This is a genomic window from Mesorhizobium sp. M1348 (genome assembly GCF_040317925.1).
In the GTDB taxonomy this organism is placed as follows: domain Bacteria; phylum Pseudomonadota; class Alphaproteobacteria; order Rhizobiales; family Rhizobiaceae; genus Mesorhizobium.
The window spans coordinates 428,282-446,520 of record NZ_JAMYLH010000001.1 but is presented as its reverse complement, the minus strand read 5'-3'; the positions used below and the strand labels follow the sequence as shown (position 1 = coordinate 446,520).

Annotated in this window: 20 protein-coding genes and 1 riboswitch; of the genes, 9 read left to right on the top strand and 11 right to left on the bottom strand. The window is 64.6% G+C overall.

Annotated elements, in window-relative coordinates:
- The first annotated feature begins 59 nt into the window (after positions 1-59).
- Positions 60-137: riboswitch (SAM riboswitch) on the top strand.
- Between the two features lie 92 nt (positions 138-229).
- Positions 230-1,399: a homoserine O-acetyltransferase MetX gene (metX, locus tag NKH13_RS02270; RefSeq protein WP_352714202.1), complete on the top strand. Its 1,170-nt coding sequence runs from the start codon at positions 230-232 to the stop codon at positions 1,397-1,399.
- 58 nt (positions 1,400-1,457) lie between these two features.
- Positions 1,458-2,072, top strand: a complete 615-nt coding sequence (gene metW / locus NKH13_RS02265) for a methionine biosynthesis protein MetW (RefSeq protein ID WP_352910325.1) — start codon at positions 1,458-1,460, stop codon at positions 2,070-2,072.
- A 25-nt stretch (positions 2,073-2,097) separates the two neighbouring features.
- Here the strand turns inward: metW and NKH13_RS02260 are convergent, their stop codons facing one another.
- Positions 2,098-2,418, bottom strand: coding sequence for a DUF1330 domain-containing protein (locus tag NKH13_RS02260; protein WP_352910322.1), 321 nt, complete (start codon positions 2,416-2,418; stop codon positions 2,098-2,100).
- A gap of 235 nt (positions 2,419-2,653) precedes the next feature.
- Here NKH13_RS02260 and NKH13_RS02255 point away from each other — a divergent pair, with 235 nt between their 5' ends.
- Positions 2,654-3,400 carry an SDR family NAD(P)-dependent oxidoreductase gene (locus tag NKH13_RS02255; protein WP_352910319.1) on the top strand — a complete coding sequence of 249 codons (747 nt, stop codon included), beginning with the start codon at positions 2,654-2,656 and terminating at the stop codon, positions 3,398-3,400.
- 138 nt (positions 3,401-3,538) lie between these two features.
- On the top strand, positions 3,539-4,459 hold the full coding sequence (locus NKH13_RS02250) for an RNA polymerase subunit sigma-70 (RefSeq protein ID WP_352910316.1): 921 nt from the start codon (positions 3,539-3,541) through the stop codon (positions 4,457-4,459).
- A gap of 17 nt (positions 4,460-4,476) precedes the next feature.
- Here NKH13_RS02250 and NKH13_RS02245 read toward each other — a convergent pair whose 3' ends face one another.
- The 3 genes from NKH13_RS02245 to NKH13_RS02235 form a co-directional block, all read right to left on the bottom strand.
- Positions 4,477-5,283, bottom strand: coding sequence for a DUF1194 domain-containing protein (locus NKH13_RS02245; protein ID WP_352714209.1), 807 nt, complete (start codon positions 5,281-5,283; stop codon positions 4,477-4,479).
- Between the two features lie 76 nt (positions 5,284-5,359).
- Complete coding sequence (locus tag NKH13_RS02240) at positions 5,360-7,192, bottom strand: ABC transporter ATP-binding protein/permease (protein WP_352714210.1); 1,833 nt, start codon at positions 7,190-7,192, stop codon at positions 5,360-5,362.
- Positions 7,193-7,322: 130 nt separating this feature from the next.
- On the bottom strand, positions 7,323-8,093 hold the full coding sequence (locus NKH13_RS02235) for a class I SAM-dependent methyltransferase (RefSeq protein ID WP_352910313.1): 771 nt from the start codon (positions 8,091-8,093) through the stop codon (positions 7,323-7,325).
- A gap of 98 nt (positions 8,094-8,191) precedes the next feature.
- Between NKH13_RS02235 and gloB the strand changes: the two genes are divergently transcribed.
- Complete coding sequence (gloB, locus tag NKH13_RS02230; RefSeq protein ID WP_352910312.1) at positions 8,192-8,959, top strand: hydroxyacylglutathione hydrolase; 768 nt, start codon at positions 8,192-8,194, stop codon at positions 8,957-8,959.
- Positions 8,960-8,980: 21 nt separating this feature from the next.
- Positions 8,981-9,409 carry a cupin domain-containing protein gene (locus tag NKH13_RS02225; RefSeq protein WP_352910310.1) on the top strand — a complete coding sequence of 143 codons (429 nt, stop codon included), beginning with the start codon at positions 8,981-8,983 and terminating at the stop codon, positions 9,407-9,409.
- Positions 9,410-9,413: 4 nt separating this feature from the next.
- Here NKH13_RS02225 and NKH13_RS02220 read toward each other — a convergent pair whose 3' ends face one another.
- From NKH13_RS02220 to NKH13_RS02210, 3 genes are read right to left on the bottom strand one after another with little or no spacing between them, the layout of a single operon-like run.
- The gene (locus NKH13_RS02220) at positions 9,414-10,085 is read right to left on the bottom strand and encodes a lysoplasmalogenase family protein (protein WP_352714214.1); all 672 of its coding nucleotides are present in this window, start codon (positions 10,083-10,085) and stop codon (positions 9,414-9,416) included.
- Positions 10,082-10,987 carry an aromatic amino acid exporter YddG gene (gene yddG, locus NKH13_RS02215; protein ID WP_352714216.1) on the bottom strand — a complete coding sequence of 302 codons (906 nt, stop codon included), beginning with the start codon at positions 10,985-10,987 and terminating at the stop codon, positions 10,082-10,084. The genes NKH13_RS02220 and yddG overlap by 4 nt, the downstream gene beginning before the upstream one ends.
- Positions 10,988-11,030: 43 nt before the next feature.
- Positions 11,031-11,822, bottom strand: coding sequence for a DUF3108 domain-containing protein (locus NKH13_RS02210; protein WP_352714218.1), 792 nt, complete (start codon positions 11,820-11,822; stop codon positions 11,031-11,033).
- Between the two features lie 618 nt (positions 11,823-12,440).
- On the opposite strand from NKH13_RS02210, the gene rpmB reads away from it, so the two are divergent.
- From rpmB to NKH13_RS02195, 3 genes are all read left to right on the top strand, one after another.
- Positions 12,441-12,737, top strand: a complete 297-nt coding sequence (gene rpmB / locus NKH13_RS02205) for a 50S ribosomal protein L28 (protein ID WP_352714220.1) — start codon at positions 12,441-12,443, stop codon at positions 12,735-12,737.
- Between the two features lie 82 nt (positions 12,738-12,819).
- On the top strand, positions 12,820-13,500 hold the full coding sequence (locus tag NKH13_RS02200; RefSeq protein WP_352714222.1) for a queuosine precursor transporter: 681 nt from the start codon (positions 12,820-12,822) through the stop codon (positions 13,498-13,500).
- 62 nt (positions 13,501-13,562) lie between these two features.
- The gene (locus NKH13_RS02195; RefSeq protein ID WP_352714224.1) at positions 13,563-14,237 is read left to right on the top strand and encodes a polyamine aminopropyltransferase; all 675 of its coding nucleotides are present in this window, start codon (positions 13,563-13,565) and stop codon (positions 14,235-14,237) included.
- 38 nt (positions 14,238-14,275) lie between these two features.
- Here NKH13_RS02195 and NKH13_RS02190 read toward each other — a convergent pair whose 3' ends face one another.
- The 4 genes from NKH13_RS02190 to cobT form a co-directional block, all read right to left on the bottom strand.
- On the bottom strand, positions 14,276-14,761 hold the full coding sequence (locus tag NKH13_RS02190; protein ID WP_352714226.1) for an SRPBCC family protein: 486 nt from the start codon (positions 14,759-14,761) through the stop codon (positions 14,276-14,278).
- Positions 14,758-15,126, bottom strand: coding sequence for an ArsR/SmtB family transcription factor (locus tag NKH13_RS02185; RefSeq protein WP_292664933.1), 369 nt, complete (start codon positions 15,124-15,126; stop codon positions 14,758-14,760). The genes NKH13_RS02190 and NKH13_RS02185 overlap by 4 nt, the downstream gene beginning before the upstream one ends.
- Positions 15,127-15,311: 185 nt before the next feature.
- The gene (locus tag NKH13_RS02180) at positions 15,312-16,337 is read right to left on the bottom strand and encodes an esterase-like activity of phytase family protein (RefSeq protein ID WP_352910304.1); all 1,026 of its coding nucleotides are present in this window, start codon (positions 16,335-16,337) and stop codon (positions 15,312-15,314) included.
- Positions 16,334-18,232, bottom strand: coding sequence for a cobaltochelatase subunit CobT (gene cobT / locus NKH13_RS02175; RefSeq protein WP_352910302.1), 1,899 nt, complete (start codon positions 18,230-18,232; stop codon positions 16,334-16,336). Before cobT ends, NKH13_RS02180 begins: the two co-directional genes overlap by 4 nt.
- Positions 18,233-18,239: the final 7 nt, after the last annotated feature.

Genomic DNA, 18,239 nt, shown 5'->3' with positions numbered 1-18,239 from the left:
GCAATTCGGGATCAAGAACTTGCCGTTGACGAAGCCATGCGCGAGTCATAGAAGAACGGCTACAGTTCCGTGGTGATTTGGCCGGTCGGCTTGCAGCCACGTTAAACAACTTGCTAAAGGGCCGTTTGCATCCTGTAACCGGCTTTGCGAAGGCATGGCCGGTTTTTTGTTGCCCTGACTGGTTGTTGCTCCAGACTGGCGGCAGCTGAAGCCCGGGCAAGGAGATGTGATGGTCGCTTTGCGCGCTCGAAAAACCAACAACGAGGCCGACCAGCCGTCGAGCCCGGTGTTGCGTTTCGGCGCCGACAAGCCGCTCAAGCTCGACGCCGGCACGCTGCTGTCGCCGTTCCAGATCGCCTACCAGACCTATGGCACGCTCAACGACGCGCGCTCCAACGCCATCCTCGTCTGCCATGCGCTGACCGGCGACCAGCATGTCGCCAACACCAATCCGGTGACCGGCAAGCCGGGCTGGTGGGAAGTGCTGATCGGCCCCGGCAAGATCATCGACACCGACCGTTTCTTCGTAATCTCGTCAAACGTCATCGGCGGCTGTCTCGGCTCCACCGGCCCCGCCTCGACAAATCCCGCCACCGCCAAGCCCTACGGGCTCGACCTGCCGATCATCACCATCCGCGACATGGTGCGGGCGCAGCTGAAGCTGGTCGAGCATTTCGGCATCGAACAGCTGTTCAGCGTGCTTGGCGGCTCGATGGGCGGCATGCAGGTGCTGCAATGGGCCTCCAGCTATCCGGAGCGCGTCTTCTCGGCGCTGCCGATCGCCACCGGCGCCCGCCATTCTTCGCAGAACATCGCTTTCCACGAGGTCGGCAGGCAGGCGGTGATGGCCGACCCCGACTGGCATGGCGGCAAATATTTCGAGCATGGCAAGCGGCCGGAAAAGGGGCTGGCGGTGGCGCGCATGGCCGCCCACATCACCTATCTGTCGGAAGCAGCGCTGCACCGCAAGTTCGGCCGCAACCTGCAAGACCGCGAAGCCCTGACCTTCGGCTTCGATGCCGACTTCCAGATCGAGAGCTATCTGCGCCATCAGGGCATGACCTTCGTCGATCGCTTCGATGCCAACTCCTATCTCTACATGACCCGGGCGATGGACTATTTCGATCTCGCCGCCGACCATGGCGGCCGGCTGGCCGATGCCTTCGCCGGCACCAAGACGCGCTTCTGCCTGGTTTCGTTCACCAGCGACTGGCTGTTCCCGACCGAGGAGAGCCGCTCGGTCGTGCACGCGCTGAACGCGGCCGGCGCCTCGGTATCGTTCGTCGAAATCGAGACCGACCGCGGCCACGACGCCTTCCTGCTCGACGAGCCGGAACTGTTCGCCGCCATCAAAGGCTTCATCGCCTCGGCCGCGCGGGCGAGAGGGCTCGGCGCATGACCTCGGAAGGTTGCGGACTGTTCGGATCAGGACCATGCGCCAGGCAGGAGCCGAACGCATGAGCGTCAACCGCGCCCAGCGCGTCGACCTCGAAGTCGTCGCCGATCTCATCCCGCCGCAGTCGCGGGTGCTGGACGTCGGTTCCGGTGACGGCCTGCTGCTCGAATTGCTGCAGGAGACCAAGAAGGTCGATGGCCGCGGGCTGGAACTGTCGCAGCGCGGCGTCAACGAATGCGTGGCGCGGGGCCTGTCGGTCATCCAGGGCGATGCCGACAAGGATCTCCAATTCTATCCCGACAAGGGTTTCGACTTCGTCGTCTTGTCGCAGACCTTGCAGGCGACCCGCAATCCGAAGCTGGTGCTCGACGAACTGCTCCGGATCGGCAACCGCGCCATCGTCTCCTTCCCGAATTTCGGCCATTGGCGGGTGCGCTTTTCGCTGCTCTTCAACGGCCGCATGCCGGTGACCAAGGACCTGCCCTATTATTGGTACGACACCCCCAACATCCATTTCTGCACCATTCGCGATTTCGTCAATCTATGCGACGAGCTTGGCGCGACGGTGGAAAAGGCAACCGCGCTCGACGCCAACGGCCAGCGGATCGGCTTCTCGATGCCGTGGTGGTTCTGGAATTTTTTCGGCCAGCAGGCGGTGTTCCTGCTGAAACGATAAGAGCCAGTCGTAGCAGATCGTCCCTTTATTCGAGAACGTCGGTGGCCTTGTGCGGGTGCTGGACGCCGTCGACGAAGACCACGTCGGACTGGGAATTGCCGGTACGCAGCGGCAAGATCTCCCGATAGGCGGGCGAGTCGTACCATGCGCGCGCCTGCTGCCTGTCGGGAAACTCGATAATCACGAGGTGCCCCGGCCAGGTGTTTTCAACGGCTTCCACCTCGCTGCCATGCACGATGAAGCGACCGCCAAACGGCTCCAGCGTGGCATCGATCTTGTGCAGGTACTCGATGATCTGCGGCCCTGGCGTGACCTGGCGCATATGGGCGACGGCATAGGCGGTCATGGCGTAACTCCTTGTGGTCGAAAGCCGAACAATCGGCTTGATGGGAGCAGTTTTGCCGAGACGTAGCGCACAGGTCGATTACCCCCGAGGTAATGACACTGAATACAAAACTGGCGCGCCGCTGCCGTCACTGAAAGATATTTCCGCCTGGCACCGATGATTTCCCCTCGCCCGCGCTGTCCTTATCGATGAGCGCGCCTGGATGGTCCGGCGGCCGGGAACAGAGAGGTGATCCATGGGATCGTTGCAAGGTCAGAATGTCGTCGTCGTCGGAGGCAGCCGTGGTGTTGGCCGCTCCATCGCGGAGGCCGCCCTCAAGGAGAAAGCGACGGTGCTGGCCGTCGCCCGCGGAAAACAGGCTCTGGCGCAATTTGCCTGGGAGGTCTCGGGTGTGAAGACGCTCGCGGTCGATGCGACGGTGGACTCCGCCCCCGATAAGGTCTTCGCCGCGCTGGAGCCGGACGTGCTGGTGATCTGTGCAGGTGCGCTGGCGCCTTCCGCGCCGGTGCATGAACAGAACTGGAAGGCGTTCTCCGCAAACTGGGACACGGACGTCAAGGCCTCGTTCCTGTTTTGCCGGGCCGCTCTGCGGCGTCCGCTCAAGCCGGGAACCCGGATCGTTCTGATCTCCAGCGGCGCGGCCTTGACCGGCGGGCCACCGAACGCCGGCGGCTATGCCGGCGCAAAACGCATGCAGATGTTCCTGGCCGGTCATAGCCAGAAGGAGGCCGACCGGCTCGGCCTCCGCCTGCGCTTCATGGCGCTCGCGCCGATGCGCATCATGCCGGAGACCGGCGTCGGCAAGGCCGGCGTCGACAGCATCGCGGCCTATATGGGCATCCAGCCGGCGGACTTCATCGCCGCCATGACCGACATGCAAACGCCGGCCGATGTCGGACGGGCGGTGGTCGCGCTCGCCACCGGCCAACCGCAAGGCAGTTCCTTCATGGTGAGCGGGAGCGGCCTTGCACCGGCCGCCTGAGGCGCGCGTAATGCGAACCTAACCCGGAAGTCCCATGACAGACGCTCAGCCACCTCTGGACCCAGCACGCCAGCCGATTCTCGATCGGCTGGCCTTCGAGAAGGTCACGGCCGCGCATCGCCGCGAGCTCAAGCTGCATTGCTATCGCATGATGGGTTCGCTGCACGAGGCCGACGACCTCTCCAGGACACGTTGCTTCGCGCCTGGCGCGCAAGATCGGAGTTCGACGGGCGGGGTTCGGTTCGCGGTTGGCTCTACATGATCGCGACCAACGCTTGCCTCAACGCCATCAAGGCGAGGTCGAGGGCGCGTCGCATTCTCCGGGAACCCGGACGGCCGCCCTCCCACGGGGCGGCCATGGGCGGGCCTGTAGCCGACATCGCCTGGCTGGAGCCCTACCCCGACGCGGAGCTTCCAGACATTGCCGGCAGCGAGCCAGGTCCGGAAGCTCGTTACGAGAGCCGCGAGGCCGTCCAGATCGCCTTCGTCGCCGCGATCCAGGATCTGCCGCCCAGACAGCGCGCCGCGCTGCTGCTTGCCGACGTCCTCGGATGGTCGGCTGTCGAGGCGGCGCGTTTGCTGGGCGGATCGACGGCTTCGATCAACAGCGCGTTGCAGCGGGCCCGCGCAACGCTGGCGGCGCGCTATCCTCAGGGACGGCCGGCCAGCCGATCACGGCCCAGCCCCGAAGAAGGCATGCTGCTCGAACGCTACATGCAGGCCTGGCAGGCCGCCAATCTCGACAGCTTGATCGAGCTCCTGCGTGAGGACGCCATCTATACCATGCCGCCCTGGCGCGAATGGTATCAAGGCCGCGAAGCGATCCGCGGTTTCTTCGAGACCGTTTGGCCGAGGTTTGGCGGCTTCCGCACGCTGGCCACCCGCGCCAATGCCCAGCCGGCGGTCGGGGTTTATTCCCGCAGCCACGATGGCCCTGAATGGCGGGCCCATTCCCTGCATGTGTTCGACGCGGCCGAGGGCGGGATCGCTTCCTTGACGATCTTCATAGGGCCGCTCGGGCCATCTCTGTTCCCGGCCTTCGGCCTGCCACCAGCCTAGCTTACCCCTGGCAAGCCTTACCGGTCGAGTTCCGGGAAATACGGGTCGGAGAAAAACCGCCGGTCGCGCTCGCCTTGCAGGCAGTCGATCGGTGCGTCGACGCGGATCGTCCTCGGATCTTCCCTGGGATACTCGATGCCGCTGACCTCGAGGATCAGTTTGCGGCGAGTGGCGGTGGCGAATTCGGAAGCAGCATAGATCGGCAGCACGAACGAGCCCGGCCCGCCGGTAACGCATTCGGCATAATACCGGTCGAGATGACTGAAGGTAGGTGACGGGCTGATCAGGATCGGCAGGCCGTTGATGACGATGCCCTTCGCCAGCGCCGCATCGCGTGCCGTTGTGACCGGCAAGCCGGTGTTGTTTGGGCCGTCGCCCGAGACGTCGATGACGCGGCGTTTGCCGGCGAAGGCCGTGCCGTTGAAAAGCTCGGCGCCGAAGGCCACTGCACCGGAAATCGAGGTGCCGCGAAAGCTCCTGAACGGGCGGGCCGCGATCTTGTCGGCGAAAGCGTTGGCGCTCTCCTTGCTGTCGACGACCTGCCAGGCAATGACCGCATCGTCGCGGATCGTGCCGGCCCATTCGAAATAGGCGATGGCGATGCGGCCGGAGGTGCCGGCACGCACGGCGTTGATGAAGTCGGGGTGGCGCAGCGCCGCGACATAGCCGGCGCGCTGCAGGGCAAACTCCCTTTCATCCATCGACTGCGAGATGTCGACGGCCAGCACCAGTTCGACATCGACGGCAATTGCATTGGCGGGCGCGGCCGCAGGTGCCGCCGGGGTGCAGGCAAGGCAGGCGAGCAGGGCGAGAGCGTCAAGCATGGCCGATCGGAACGTCCCCATCTGAAACGATCGCGACAGTTTTTCGCCGCGATCGCGGCGAAATAAAGCTTGCCTTCTATTTCTTTCGGCCAGCCGAGGCGATAGCCGGGGGCGGTTCGATGGCACCTGCCCTGATACGGGCGGGCTTGAGTGGCGGTTGGCCGGCATCCTTGACGATGGTCAACGCCCGCCGGAAAAAGCGGGCATTGTGCTGGCCGCGGCCGATATTGAGGATCGCGGCGTCGGGAAGGCGCTTCTCCAGCATCGACAGCACTTGCCTCAGCGTCGGGCCGTCGAACGCGTCCAGCGCCTCGTCGATGATCACCCATTTCGGCCGTCGCAAGGCGAGCCTGGCAAAGGCCAACAGACGCTGCTCGTCGTCGCTGAGTTCACGCTCCCAGCGCGCCGAGCGATCGAGCGAGGACGACAGGCGCTGCAGCCCGACATCCGCCAGCACCTCCGAAATCTCGGCATCGCTCGCCTCCGCCGCGCCGTCTGAATGGTTGAGCACCTCGCGCAGCTTGCCGAGCGGGAAATAGGGCGTACGCGGAACAAAGATCGGCGCTTCTCCGGCCGGCATGCCGATGCGGCCGCTGCCCCATGGCCACAAACCGGCAATGGCGCGGAAGAACAGCGTCTTGCCGGCGCCCGGATCTCCGGTGATCATGACGCGGTCGCCGGCGCGGATTTCAACATGCGGCTCGGCAAGCTTGGTGCATCCCTCCGGCGAGGCAATCTCAAGTTTCTCGAAGGTGAGGCTGCCGTCCGGATTTTCGCCGAAGGCGATACGCCTTTCCGTATTGTGCAGCGCGTCGGTGTCGCCGAGCGCGATGCGGAAGTCGGCGACCCGCATCAGCGTGGCGCGCCAATCGGCGATGCCGCCGATATTGTTGATGAACCAACGCAGCGAGGAATGGACCTGGTTGAAAGCGCCGACTGCCATCATCAAGCCGCCAAAGCTGATATCGCCGGCGAAATAGACCGGTGAAGCGACAAGGATCGGCGCGACGACAGTGATCCAGCCATAGGTGTCGGTAACCCAGGAAAGATTGATCTGGGCGCTGTAGATGCGCCGCATGGCGCCCAGCACCATGCCAAGATCGAATTCGAGGCGGCGCCTGGCATCGGCCTCGCCATGCGCGAGCGCGATGGCATCGACATTCTCGTTCACGCGAACCACCGAGGAGCGCAGCTCCGCTTCGCGCGTATAGCGATCGTTGTTGAAGCGGATCAGCGGCCGCCCGACCAGCCAGCTCAACCACGAAGCGGTGCCAGCATAAAGGATCGCCGCCCAGACCATGTAGCCGGGTATGGCCAGCGAATGGCCGCCTATGTGGAAGACGAAGCCGGAAGACAGCGACCACAGAACCCCAACAAAGGAGGCAAGCAGGATGCAGGACTGCAGCAGGCCGATGCCGAGGCCGGTGGAAAGATCGGAGAGATGCCCGGCATCCTGCTGCAGGCGCTGGTCGGGATTGACGCCGATGGCGCCGGCATGGGTCAGCCGGAAGGCACGCGCCGGCCGCATCCATTCGTCGATCAGGTCGAGCGTCAGCGCCTCGCGCAGCTTCAGGCGGAGCATCTGGTCGAGCCAGGTCTGGCCGACATTGAGCACCACAAGCCCGCCGGCGATGCCGGCAAAGACCAGAAGCTGATGCAGGAAAGCCGGCATGTCGCGCCGCGCCAGCGCGTCGTAGAAAGGCTGGTTCCAGCGATTGAGCAGAATCTGCCCGATCGAGCTCGCCACGATGACTGCGACGATGCCGATCGCGGCCCAAAACAATTGCCTTCGCACTGGCGAGGTGGTCAGCGCCAATTTGATTGTTGCCAGCTGCTCACGCAGGCTGCTGGCTTCGATCGACGTGGCAAGCTTCTGGGCACTGGCCTCGACATCCGGAAGATCAGCCATGAGTGGATCCTTGCATTCGGAAGCGGTGCTGAAACCCGGTCATAGAATCGACCGCGTATGCCTTCAATCGGGCAGCCAACCTGTCCGCGACAGATAGGTGAGAAAAAGCCTGCCTCGGATCACGAACGCGTCATCTTGGCGGCGCCGGGTGTTTAGCCCGCAACGCCCGGCCGAGCGTCGGCGCGCCATGCGGCGAGAGAACCGGCACGAAGACGCGGCGGGACGCGCGCTGCGCAACCGGGACGCCCTGATAGAGCCGCTTCTGCGCCTCGACGACGATGACGCCGGAGAAGATCGGCCAGAAGCGCCGGCCGGCGCGTTCCAGCACATTGTGGAACTGCATCATGAAACGTCGCGGCGACGGCGGGAAGAACAGCGCATCGGACCACGCCGCCGGCGTGAAATTCGCTTCGCGCAGCAATTCGGTCAGCTGGCCGCGCGAGAACGGCCGGCCATTGCCGAAAGGGGTGTGCTCGAAGCGCGCCCAGACGCCGCGCCGGTTGGGCACGACGATGACGACACGGCCGGCCGGCGACAGCACCCGCCAGATCTCGTTCAGCGTCTCGCGCGGGTTCTCGACATGTTCGAGCGAATGGACGAGCAGCATGCGGTCGATGCAGGAATCGACCAGCGGCAGTTCCTCGTCGAAGACAAGCGCGGTCGCCGTCGGCCCCGTCGCCGGCCAGACCACCGCGCCCTGCGTTGCCGGCATGAAGGCAAAGACCCGCTCGGCATCGCTGCCGAAGCGCTCCAGCCACGGCAAGGTGTAGCCGAGGCCGACCAGCCGCTCGTTGGGCACGATGGCCCATATCGAGGACAGCGCCATGGTGATCGAGCGTTCGGCCAGGCGGCCGAGCGTGGTCGAATAGAAGGAACGGAGGTCGACAATGTCTGAATGCATGCGCGGAACGGTAGCTTCGAAGCAGTCCAAGTTCAACAAAGGCAGATGACATCGGCTGGCAGGCGCCCTATGTCTGCGGCAATAAAGGGAGAGATATGATGCCGGTCGAGATCGAACAATTCATGTGCCGCAGCGACAATTTCGGCGTGCTGGTGCATGATCCGAAAAGCGGCCAGACGGCGCTCATCGACGCACCCGAGGAGGCGCCGATCCTGGCGGCGATCAAGCGCACCGGCTGGACGCCGACGATGATCCTGACCACCCACCACCATCTCGACCACGTCGAGGCCAATCTGGCGCTGAAGGAGCGATTCAAGCTGCGCATCGTCGGGCCGGAAGCCGAAAAGGCAAAGATTCCCGGCATCGACGAAACCGTCGAGCAAGGCTCGGTCCTCTGCCTCGGCGACGAGCGGATCGAGGTTATCGCCACGCCCGGCCACACGGCGGGCCATGTCACCTATCACCTGCCGGCGTCGAAAGTGGCATTCGCCGCCGACACGCTGTTTGCGCTCGGCTGTGGGCGGCTGCTCGAATGCAAGCCGCCGGTGATGTACGAATCCCTGAAGAAGCTCGCGGCGCTGCCGGCCGAGACGGTCGTCTATTGCGGCCATGAGTATACGCTGGCCAATGCCCGTTTCGCGCTGACCATCGATCCGACCAATTCGGCGCTGAAAGAGCGCGCCGCGAAAGTCGAGGCGCTGCGCGCCGACGGCAAGCCGACGCTGCCGACGACGATCGGCGAGGAACTTTCGACCAATCCGTTCCTGCGCTGGCACGATCCGGCGATCCGCAGGCATCTCGGCCTGGAGAAGGCCTCAGACGCCGAAGTGTTCGCCGAGATCCGCAAGCGCAAGGACAATTTCTGAGCGGCGCCCGGAGCTAGGGTCATGACCAGTTCCGCCGAAATCATCGCCCTGCTCGGCCTGAAGCCGCATCCGGAAGGCGGCTGGTATGCCGAGACCTTTCGCGACGGGGCGGAAGGCGCCCGCGGCCATTCGACGGCGATCTATTTCCTTCTGGAGAAGGACCAATTGTCGGCCTGGCACCGGGTCAGGGACGCGGCCGAGGTCTGGCACTTCTATGACGGCGCGCCGCTGGCGCTGTCGATACATCGAGAAGGCGGTCCCGTCATCGAGGAGGTCCTCGGTACGGCGCTTGCCGCGGGCGAGCGGCCGCAGATCGTCGTGCCGGCAGGCTGGTGGCAGTCGGCACGCAGCCTCGGCGAATGGACCCTGGTCGGCTGCACGGTGGCGCCGGGCTTCGATTTCGCCGCCTTCGAACTGGCCGAACCAGGCTGGCTGCCGGGCACGCCCTAGGCACCTAGCCCAGCAGGAAACCCAGCGTGATCGCGAGCTGGCCGGCGTAATACAGCGCCCAGACCGCATGGCGCACCCAAATGCGATGCGGCGAGATGGCGGGCAGCAGGAACCTTTCCGAAGCGAGCAGCCCGTCGGACAGGATGAGCAGGACGATGCCGCCAATGACCCAGACGCTGTTCAGGGTGAGCGCCGCAATGCCCATGGCAAGCAGTGCCGCGGCATGCACACCGATCGGCAAACGCAAGGCGGGGCCGACGCGGCGCCGGAGCGCGAAAAGCATGGCCAGCACCGACACGACCATCGCCAGCACGATCGCTGCCCGCCATGGCTCGGCCGAAAGCAGTCCGAGGCCGCCGCCGGCACGCAGGAACAGCACGACGTAAAGCACATGCGCGGCAAGAAAGCTGGCCGTGCCACCAAGAAATGCCTTCTCGCCGTCGCGCGACAGGAAGGCGTCGCCGATGGCACTGGCGCCCAGCGCGGCGACGAGCAGCCATGGGCCGCCCTGCTGCACGACCAGCACCGCCAGCATTGCAACCGCCAATGTCCTTGCCGCCGACCGCGAAAGACGCGGCCGCATGCCGAGGCTGAACGCGTAAATCACCGTCGCCGCCAACGAAAACACCAGCGTCGCATTGGCATTGGCATCGATGCCGCCGGGAAACGGCATCATGCGTTTGCCTCGCTCGTAGCCCTCTTGCGCAGGAACAGCGATTTCGCCGCCAGCGCCGCGCCGCCGGTGATCAGCACGCAGGCGGCGAGGATGCGCCATGACGGCTCGGCGAAGCCGGCGGCGATCAGCACCAGTGTCGACAGCAGCGGCGCGGCATAGCTCGCCGCCCCCAGCACCTGGATGTTGCCGCGCTTGACGCCTATGTCCCAGGCATAGAACGCCGCCCCCACCGGCATCAGACCGAGGCCGAGCACGGCCAGCCACTGGCCGGCGCCGTCGGGCAGCACCGTCTGTTCAAGCAACAGATGGCAGACGAGCGAAAGGGCCGCGGTGGCGGCGCAGAACCAGGTGACGGTGCTGGTCGGTACCGACGGGAAGCGCCGCGACAACAGCGAATAGGACGACCACAGCACCGCACAGACGCCGGCCATGGCGTAGCCGAAGGCATAACGCGCATCGAAGGCAAGCCCGCCGCCCTTGGTGACGATCAGGACCGTGCCGGCAAGGCCGAGCAGCGCGCCGACGATATGGTTCCAGGCCAGCCGCTCGCCAGGCATCAGCGCCGATCCCAGCACGATCAGCAGCGGCCACAGATAGGCGATCAGACTGGCCTCGACGGCCGGCGCATTGCGCAGCGCGGTGAAGTAGAAAAAGTGGTAGCCGAACAGGCCGGCAATGCCAATCACCCAGACTTTGCGTGGTATTTTGACCTGGCGCGGTGTCTTCGCGGCGCCGTCGGCTGCCGGCATGAACAGCCGGGCAACCAGCCCGACGCAGGTGCCGATCGTAAAGGTGATTGCCGAAAGCAGGAACGGCGGCACGGCGCCCGAAGCATCCGTAAGCAGCGCCAGCAGCGCCCACATGGCGACCGCGGAGAAGCCGATCAGTGTTGCGCGCGCCATATCCGTCGCCCCCGTGCCCATCGTTGGCGGCGCACCATCACGCCTATTCGTTTGCTTCGAACCGCTCCGCGCTGATCGTCAACGGGCCGATTTGCGTGCTGACCGTGGCGCGGATCGGCGCATATACGCCGCTTTGGCCGACCGGTGCAAACGTCACCATGATGCGGCTGCGTTTCTTCAGGTAGTTCAGCGCCTTGCGGTTCTTGCGGTAGCCGGCCACCGGCTCGAAGCCTAGCCTGCAGGTGACCGTATCGCCCTTGTAGCCGGTCACCGAGATCGACCCTTTCGACTCGTAGGTCAGTTTCAGATCGGCACGCATTTCGCCGTCATAGAGCTTCACCGTGCGCCCGCAGACCTGGTCGAGGCTGTCGGCATGGATGACGGTCGCGGCCATCGGATCGAGGACGGATACGAGATCGCTGCCGACCAGCGGTATCCAGTTGTTGGGATTGCGCTTCTTCGGCTCAGGCACGACCTTGGTCGAGGTGACGACGCCGTTGGCAAACTGGATGTCGATCATCGATGCCTTCTTGCCGGACGTGTAGTCGGCGTGGAACGCTTGCGGCTGCAACTGCTTGCCCGAAATCTTGCCCTTCGACGAGATCGTGCCTCGCGTATCGTCGAACAAAGTGGCGAGCCCGGCGGCGGAGACGCTGCCCTCGATCGAATAGGTGTCGCCCTCGTAATCGCTGGAGAATTTCGCCTTGGCCACGGAGAGGCCGAGGAACGACACCGAATACTCGCCCGTGAAGGATTGCGGCTCTGCGGTCGAAGCCGTCGTCGACAGCACGACGGCCACCAACACGATCAGGGCATGGAGGAAAGAACGAGGCATGGCGGGTCCTTGATTGTCGACCGGACGGGCGGCTCCGGTCTGGCATGTCCCTGTGCGACCGTTTATAGGCTGAATTCCGGCCTTAATGTGAAAGGCGGCTTCGGCAGGAAACGCTGGGGCTGGTCGGTGGGAGCTGACGGAAGCCGGAAATGAAAAACCCGCCTCGGTGGGCGGGTCGGCGGTGCGAATCAGCACCATACCGAAATTAATAGCATAGCTGCCGGCACAAAGCAAGAACAAAATGTGGCGCCCTCGACGAATTTGCCGATCTCTCCCTTGCGGAGGAGATGGCCGGCAGGGCAGAGGGGGTGTTACGGATCGCCAAGGTTCAGTTTATCCTCCCAGTGCCGAGAGTTTTGGCTGCAACGGTGCTAAGTCGGAGGGACAGCCCCTCTGGCCTGCCGGCCATCTCCTCCGCAAGGGGGAGATCGGCAGCTTCGCTGGTAGCGCCTTCTCCGAAAGTGCGATTCCCCTCTTCCGAGCAACCCCAAGCTTGACGCATCGGCGAAATGCAACTATGGAACGCCAACTTTTTCCATAAGGCCGCCTGACCGAAACCGCGCGCCACCCGGCGCGGGTCGAATGTTTGGCCAGGACCGAGAACCGAAGGTTAGTATCATGTCCCGCACCTGCGAACTCACTGCCAAGGCAGTCATGTCCGGCAACAATGTGAGCCACGCCAACAACAAGACCAAGCGTCGCTTCCTGCCCAATCTCGTCAATGTGACGTTGATCTCGGAAGCGCTGAACCAGAATGTGCGCCTGCGCATTTCGGCCAACGCGCTGCGTTCGGTCGAGCATCGCGGCGGCCTCGATGCCTTCCTGGTCAAGGCTGACGCCAAGGAATTGTCGCAGCGCGCCCGCCTGTTGAAGAAGCAGATCGCCAAGAAGCTCGCCGAACGGCCGGCCGCCTGAGTTTTTCGGCGGCAGCCGCCTTCCAGGGCGTGACCGGGGTTCCGGATCGGGTTCCGCTGGTTCCATCACCCAGGATAAAAAAATGATTTTCCTCTCGCGGTACCTGCCCTTCGTGGCGGCCATGGCACTCGTCGTCGTGGCTTCGAACATCCTTGTGCAGTTCCCGATGCAGGGTGCAATCGGCGGGCTGTCGCTGGCCGACATCCTGACCTGGGGCGCCTTCACCTATCCGTTCTCCTTCCTAGTCACCGATCTCGCCAACCGCCGCTACGGCCCGGCGGTGGCGCGCAGGATCGTCTTTGTCGGCTTCATGACAGCGGTGGTCTGCTCGATCGTCATCCCACCGCTGCTGTTTCGCCACGGCCTGATCGAATTCGAGACCGCCGCCGACCGGCTGGTGCGCATTGCCGCGGCGTCGGGCGCGGCCTTCCTCACCGCGCAGTTGCTCGACGTCACCGTGTTCAACCGGCTGCGCCGGCAGAGCTGGTGGCGCGCACCGATCGTCGGCACGCTGGTCGGCTCAGTCTTCGATACGGTGGTGTTTTTCACCGTCGCCTTTGCGGCGGCTTTCGCCTTCGCCGGGCCGAACGACGGCTTTGCGCTGGAGACCGCGCCGCTGATGGGCGTGCTGCCGGTCGAGACGATGCGCTGGATATCCTGGGCGCTCGGCGATCTCAGCGTCAAGCTGGTCATAGCGGTGGTGGCGCTGATCCCTTACAGGCTGCTTGCCGCCCGCTGGAGCCAGCCGGCACTGGCGGCATAGAGCATGATCCCGAAAAGTGGGAACCGGTTTTCGGACAAGATCATGCTCAAAGACTATCGAGCATGATCCCCTGGCTTCAACTGGACTCGGCAAAAACGCCTGACGGCGGACAGGAACTCCGCCTGAAGCGGCGCGGCGGCGAATTCTCGATCATGCTTGGCGCGAACGAGCTGATGAACAGCCGGCTCAGCGGTTCCGAAGAGGCGCTGGCCAAACTGTCTTGTCAAAGGATTGCCGGCCGCCTGAACCCAAGCATCCTGATCGGCGGCCTCGGCATGGGCTTTACCTTGCGCGCGGCGCTGGCCGAGCTTGGCGCCGATGCGAAGGTCACCGTTGCCGAACTGGTACCGGCGGTCGTGACGTGGGCGCGCGGCCCGATGGCCGAGGTTTTCGACGGCTGCCTTGACGACCGGCGCGTAGGCATTCGCGAGACCGATGTCGGTCAGCTCATCCGATCGCAAGCATCGGCCTGGGACGCGATCCTGCTCGACGTCGACAACGGCCCCGAGGGCATCGTCTACAAGGCCAACGATGCGCTCTACAGCGGCACCGGCCTGATCAGCGCGAGAGCAGCTCTCAAGCCCGGCGGTGTGCTGGCGGTCTGGTCGCAGGGCCCTGACGCAGGTTTCACCCTCAGGCTCAAGCAGGCGGGCTTCACGGTCGACGAGGTTAAGGTGCGGGCTCACGGCAAGCGCGGCGCCCGTCACATCGTCTGGCTCGCGAGCAAGGGGCAATAGGCCCCTTGTTGGACGCCGCCCGATACCCCGACGAACCTCTACTGCGCGTTCTGAAGCTCGGCAGCGAGCGCCTGCAGCAGCCCGCGCGTGCCCTCCTCGCGCCCTTGCGCTGAATCGACGCCATCGAAGAACGCACCCTGTTCGGTATAGGTCAGGCGGGTGCCGTCGCCGGAAGGTGCAAGCTCGACGGTGGTGAGAGACGCCGACAGCGGCTGCGGCCCGACCGCCATCCGGTAGGAAAATACGATGCGCCGGTCAGGGACGATGTCTTGGAACTGCGCATCGAGCCTGATTTCCGGGCCGCCCTGATAGCTGAACCGCGAAACCTCGCCGCCGCCGACACGGAAATCGAAGGTGAATTCGGCGATGGTGAAGCCGTCACCTTCGACGCGCCAACGCCGCACCGTCGCCTTGTCGGCAAAGGCAAAGAAGACGCGCTCGGGCGATTGTGGATAGGTCCGCTCGATCGTGAAGGTCGAATGGATGACGGAGTGCTCGTCGTTCACGGGCGCAATCTGGTTCATTTCTTGTCGTCCTTTTCCTGGTCGTGGAGTGTTGCGTTCGGTTGGGAAGTCTCCGCCAGGATCTGGCCGAGACGGTCGAGGTGGCGTTCGGCCGGCGTACGGCGCGCGGCGATCCAGTCGGCGAGCGGGGCGAGCCCGCCGGGCTCGATCCGGCAGGTGCGCACGCGTCCGACCTTCTCGCTTCGGATCAGCCCGCACGCTTCCAGCGCCTGAAGATGCTGGAGCACGGCGGCGAACGTCATGCCGAACGGCTCCGCCAACTGGCTGACGGTGGCCGGCCCGCGGCTCAGCCTTTCCAGGATTGCCCGGCGCGTCGGCTCGGCAAGAGCTCGCAGGATGCTGTCGATCTCGGAATACTTAAGCATAGACTTGAGTGTCCCTTCGATGGCACAAATTGTCAAGTCTTGACTAAAGTGTTTTTTGCAGGCGGCGAATCTGGCTGGAACCCGCAGGTTATTGCCAGGGGGCATTGCCAAGGGAAATTACACGAGCTGCGAAACGGCGCGGAAACGCCAGCATCGCCGTCAGCCGGTCAATGGCCGATCGCGCGTCAATCCTCGTGCAGGATGAATTCCAGATAGAGGTTGCGCTGCAGGATCGAGTGGTTGTCGTCGGACATCAGCGACACGATCAGCGCGCCGTCGTCGCGGGTCCAGACGTCGAGGGCTTCCATATTGTCGATCTGGTAACCCATGTCGGCTTCAAGCAGCACCGGCCCGTCGGCAACGGCGCCCTTCTCGACGCTTTCGCCATAGATGCGCCGCAGACGCATCTTGACGCCGCCGGCCATCGAAAAACTGCGCTCCAGAAGCAACAGGTCGCCATCCGGCAGGAACGCGCCGTCGGTGATATCAAAATCGCCATTGCGCTTGACGGTGAAGACGCCCTTGCGAGGCCCTTCGATGATCGCGGCAAAGATGTTGCCGGCTTTGTCGAGGCTCTTTTCCGACACCACGACCAGCCCGCCCGCGTGCTGTCCGTAAGGATGGGCGCGGGTGACGGTCTCAAAGCCCCGATTGCGGCGGAGTTCCCCGGCCGGGATCAGGAAGTCCAATTGCCTGAACGGCGCCTTCATGTCGTCCGGGTCGATCTTGAACTCTGCGATACGGTGATCGCGCTCGAAGCCGACCGTGGCAATGCCGTCCTTGACCGCGAGGCCTTCGGCATCGACCGCCCATTTCTCGTCGATCGGCTGGCCGGCCGCATCGACCATCTGCTGCATGCGAAAATTCTGGATGCCGGAAGGCCGCTTGTCGGCATCGTGGACGAGAGTGCCGAAGAACCAGAAGCCGGTGTCGGCGACGCCGATGAAATCGCTGCCTGGCTTGAGGAACCGAAGCGCCGACAGCGCGCCGAAATCGCGCGTCGGCGAGGTCATTTCGAGCCCGCCGACGAATTCGAGCGGCCCGAACTGTTTGTCCGGCCGGCCGATGTGGAATTCGCTGATCGGCCGTGCCGAGATTTCGGCCGGCTCGACCGAGGCCGGGCCGGCAGCGATAGCCGGCGCCAAACTGATGCCTAACAACGCAGTGGCGGCCAAAAGCTTCTGCCAAAAGCCGCCGCGGGAAAAAATCATCCGGCGCGCCGCATGCTGCCGCGCCGCGTATCGCGCACAGTTTCCTCGGCGAACAGCGAGGCCAGCTGCTCGGTCATGGCGCCGGCCAGCTCTTCGGCATCGACGATGGTGACGGCGCGGCGATAATAGCGGGTGACGTCGTGGCCGATGCCGATGGCCAAAAGCTCGACCGGCGAGCGCGTCTCGATGAGTTCGATAATGGCGCGCAGATGCCGCTCGAGATAATTGCCCGGATTGACCGACAGCGTTGAATCGTCGACCGGCGCGCCGTCCGAGATCATCATCAGGATCTTGCGCTGCTCCGGCCGCGCGATCAGCCGGTTATGCGCCCACAGCAGCGCCTCGCCGTCGATGTTTTCCTTGAGCAGGCCCTCGCGCATCATCAGCCCGAGATTGCGGCGCGCCCGCCGCCACGGATGGTCGGCGGATTTGTAGATGATGTGGCGCAGATCGTTGAGCCGGCCGGGGTTCGGCGGCTTGCCTTCCTTCAGCCATTTCTCGCGCGCCTGCCCGCCCTTCCAGGCGCGGGTGGTGAAGCCGAGGATTTCGACCGAGACGCCGCAGCGTTCCAGCGTGCGCGCCAGGATGTCGGCGCAGGTCGCCGCGACGGTGATCGGGCGGCCGCGCATCGAACCCGAATTGTCGAGCACCAGCGACACCACCGTGTCGCGGAATTTGGTGTCGCGCTCCTGCTTGAAGGACAGGGGCTGCATCGGGTCGATGACGACGCGCACCAGCCGCGCCGGATCGAGATAGCCCTCTTCGAGGTCGAAATCCCAGGAGCGGTTCTGCTGCGCCATCAGGCGACGCTGCAGCCGGTTGGCCAGCCGCCCGACGACGCCGGAAAGGTTGGCGAGCTGCTTGTCGAGGAAGGCGCGCAGCCGGTCGAGCTCCTCCTCTTCGCACAATTCCTCCGCGCCTACGGTCTCGTCGAAGGCCGTGGTGAAGACCCTGTAGTCGATCTCTTTCGGCAGATTGGTGAAGGGGTTGTCGTTGCGGCGCGCCTCGCCGGGCGTCTCCGCATCGGCGTCGTCATCGTCGGAGAGATCCTCGGCAGTGGCGTCGGAGGCTTCCGTCTCGGCCGATTGCTCGTCGTCGGACGATGCCTCGGTATCCTCGGACTGCGACTGCTCGGAGCCGGAATCGTCCTCGCCGCCCTCTTCGCTCTGCTCCTCGCCTTGCGGCTGGTTTTCGTCGTTGTCCTCGGAGTCTTCCGTCTCCTGGTCGTCGCCGAGCTCCTCGGCCATTTCCATGGAGGCGAGCATGTCGCGCACGACGCGGGCGAAAGCCTGCTGGTCGTCGAGCTTTGCCGACAGGCCGTCTAGGTCGGCGCTGGCCTTTTCCTCGACCCAGGGCCGCCAGAGATCGACCAGCCGTTCGCCGCTCTTCGGCGCAGTGCGCCCGGTCAGCTTTTCGCGCACCATCAGCGCCAGCGCTTCCTCGATCGGCGCGTCGGCCTTGTCCTTGACGTCGACGAGGTTGGCCCTGGCGTATTTGTCCTCGAGCATCGAGCCGATATTGTCGGCGACACCCTGCATGGCGCGAGAGCCGATCGCCTCGACGCGGGCCTGCTCGACCGCGTCATAGATGGCGCGGGCCTGCTTGCCTTCCGGCGCCAGCCTGGTGTGGATGCGCGCATCGTGGCAGGCGCGCTTCAGCGCCATGGAATCGCCGAGGCCGCGGGTGATGGCGATATCGGCCTTCGATGCCTTCTTCGGCAATTCCGGCAGCCGGGCACGGCTTCCGGCCAGCGCCGGCCGGTCCTTGGCGAAGCCGACCTCGAGATCCTTGTCGCCGGCAATCGCGCGCATGCAGACGGTGACGGCGCGCTTGAAGCTGTCGTTCTCAGCGCCGGTCTTGGATTTGTTTCGCGTGTTGTCGCCCGGACCCGCCATCGAGACT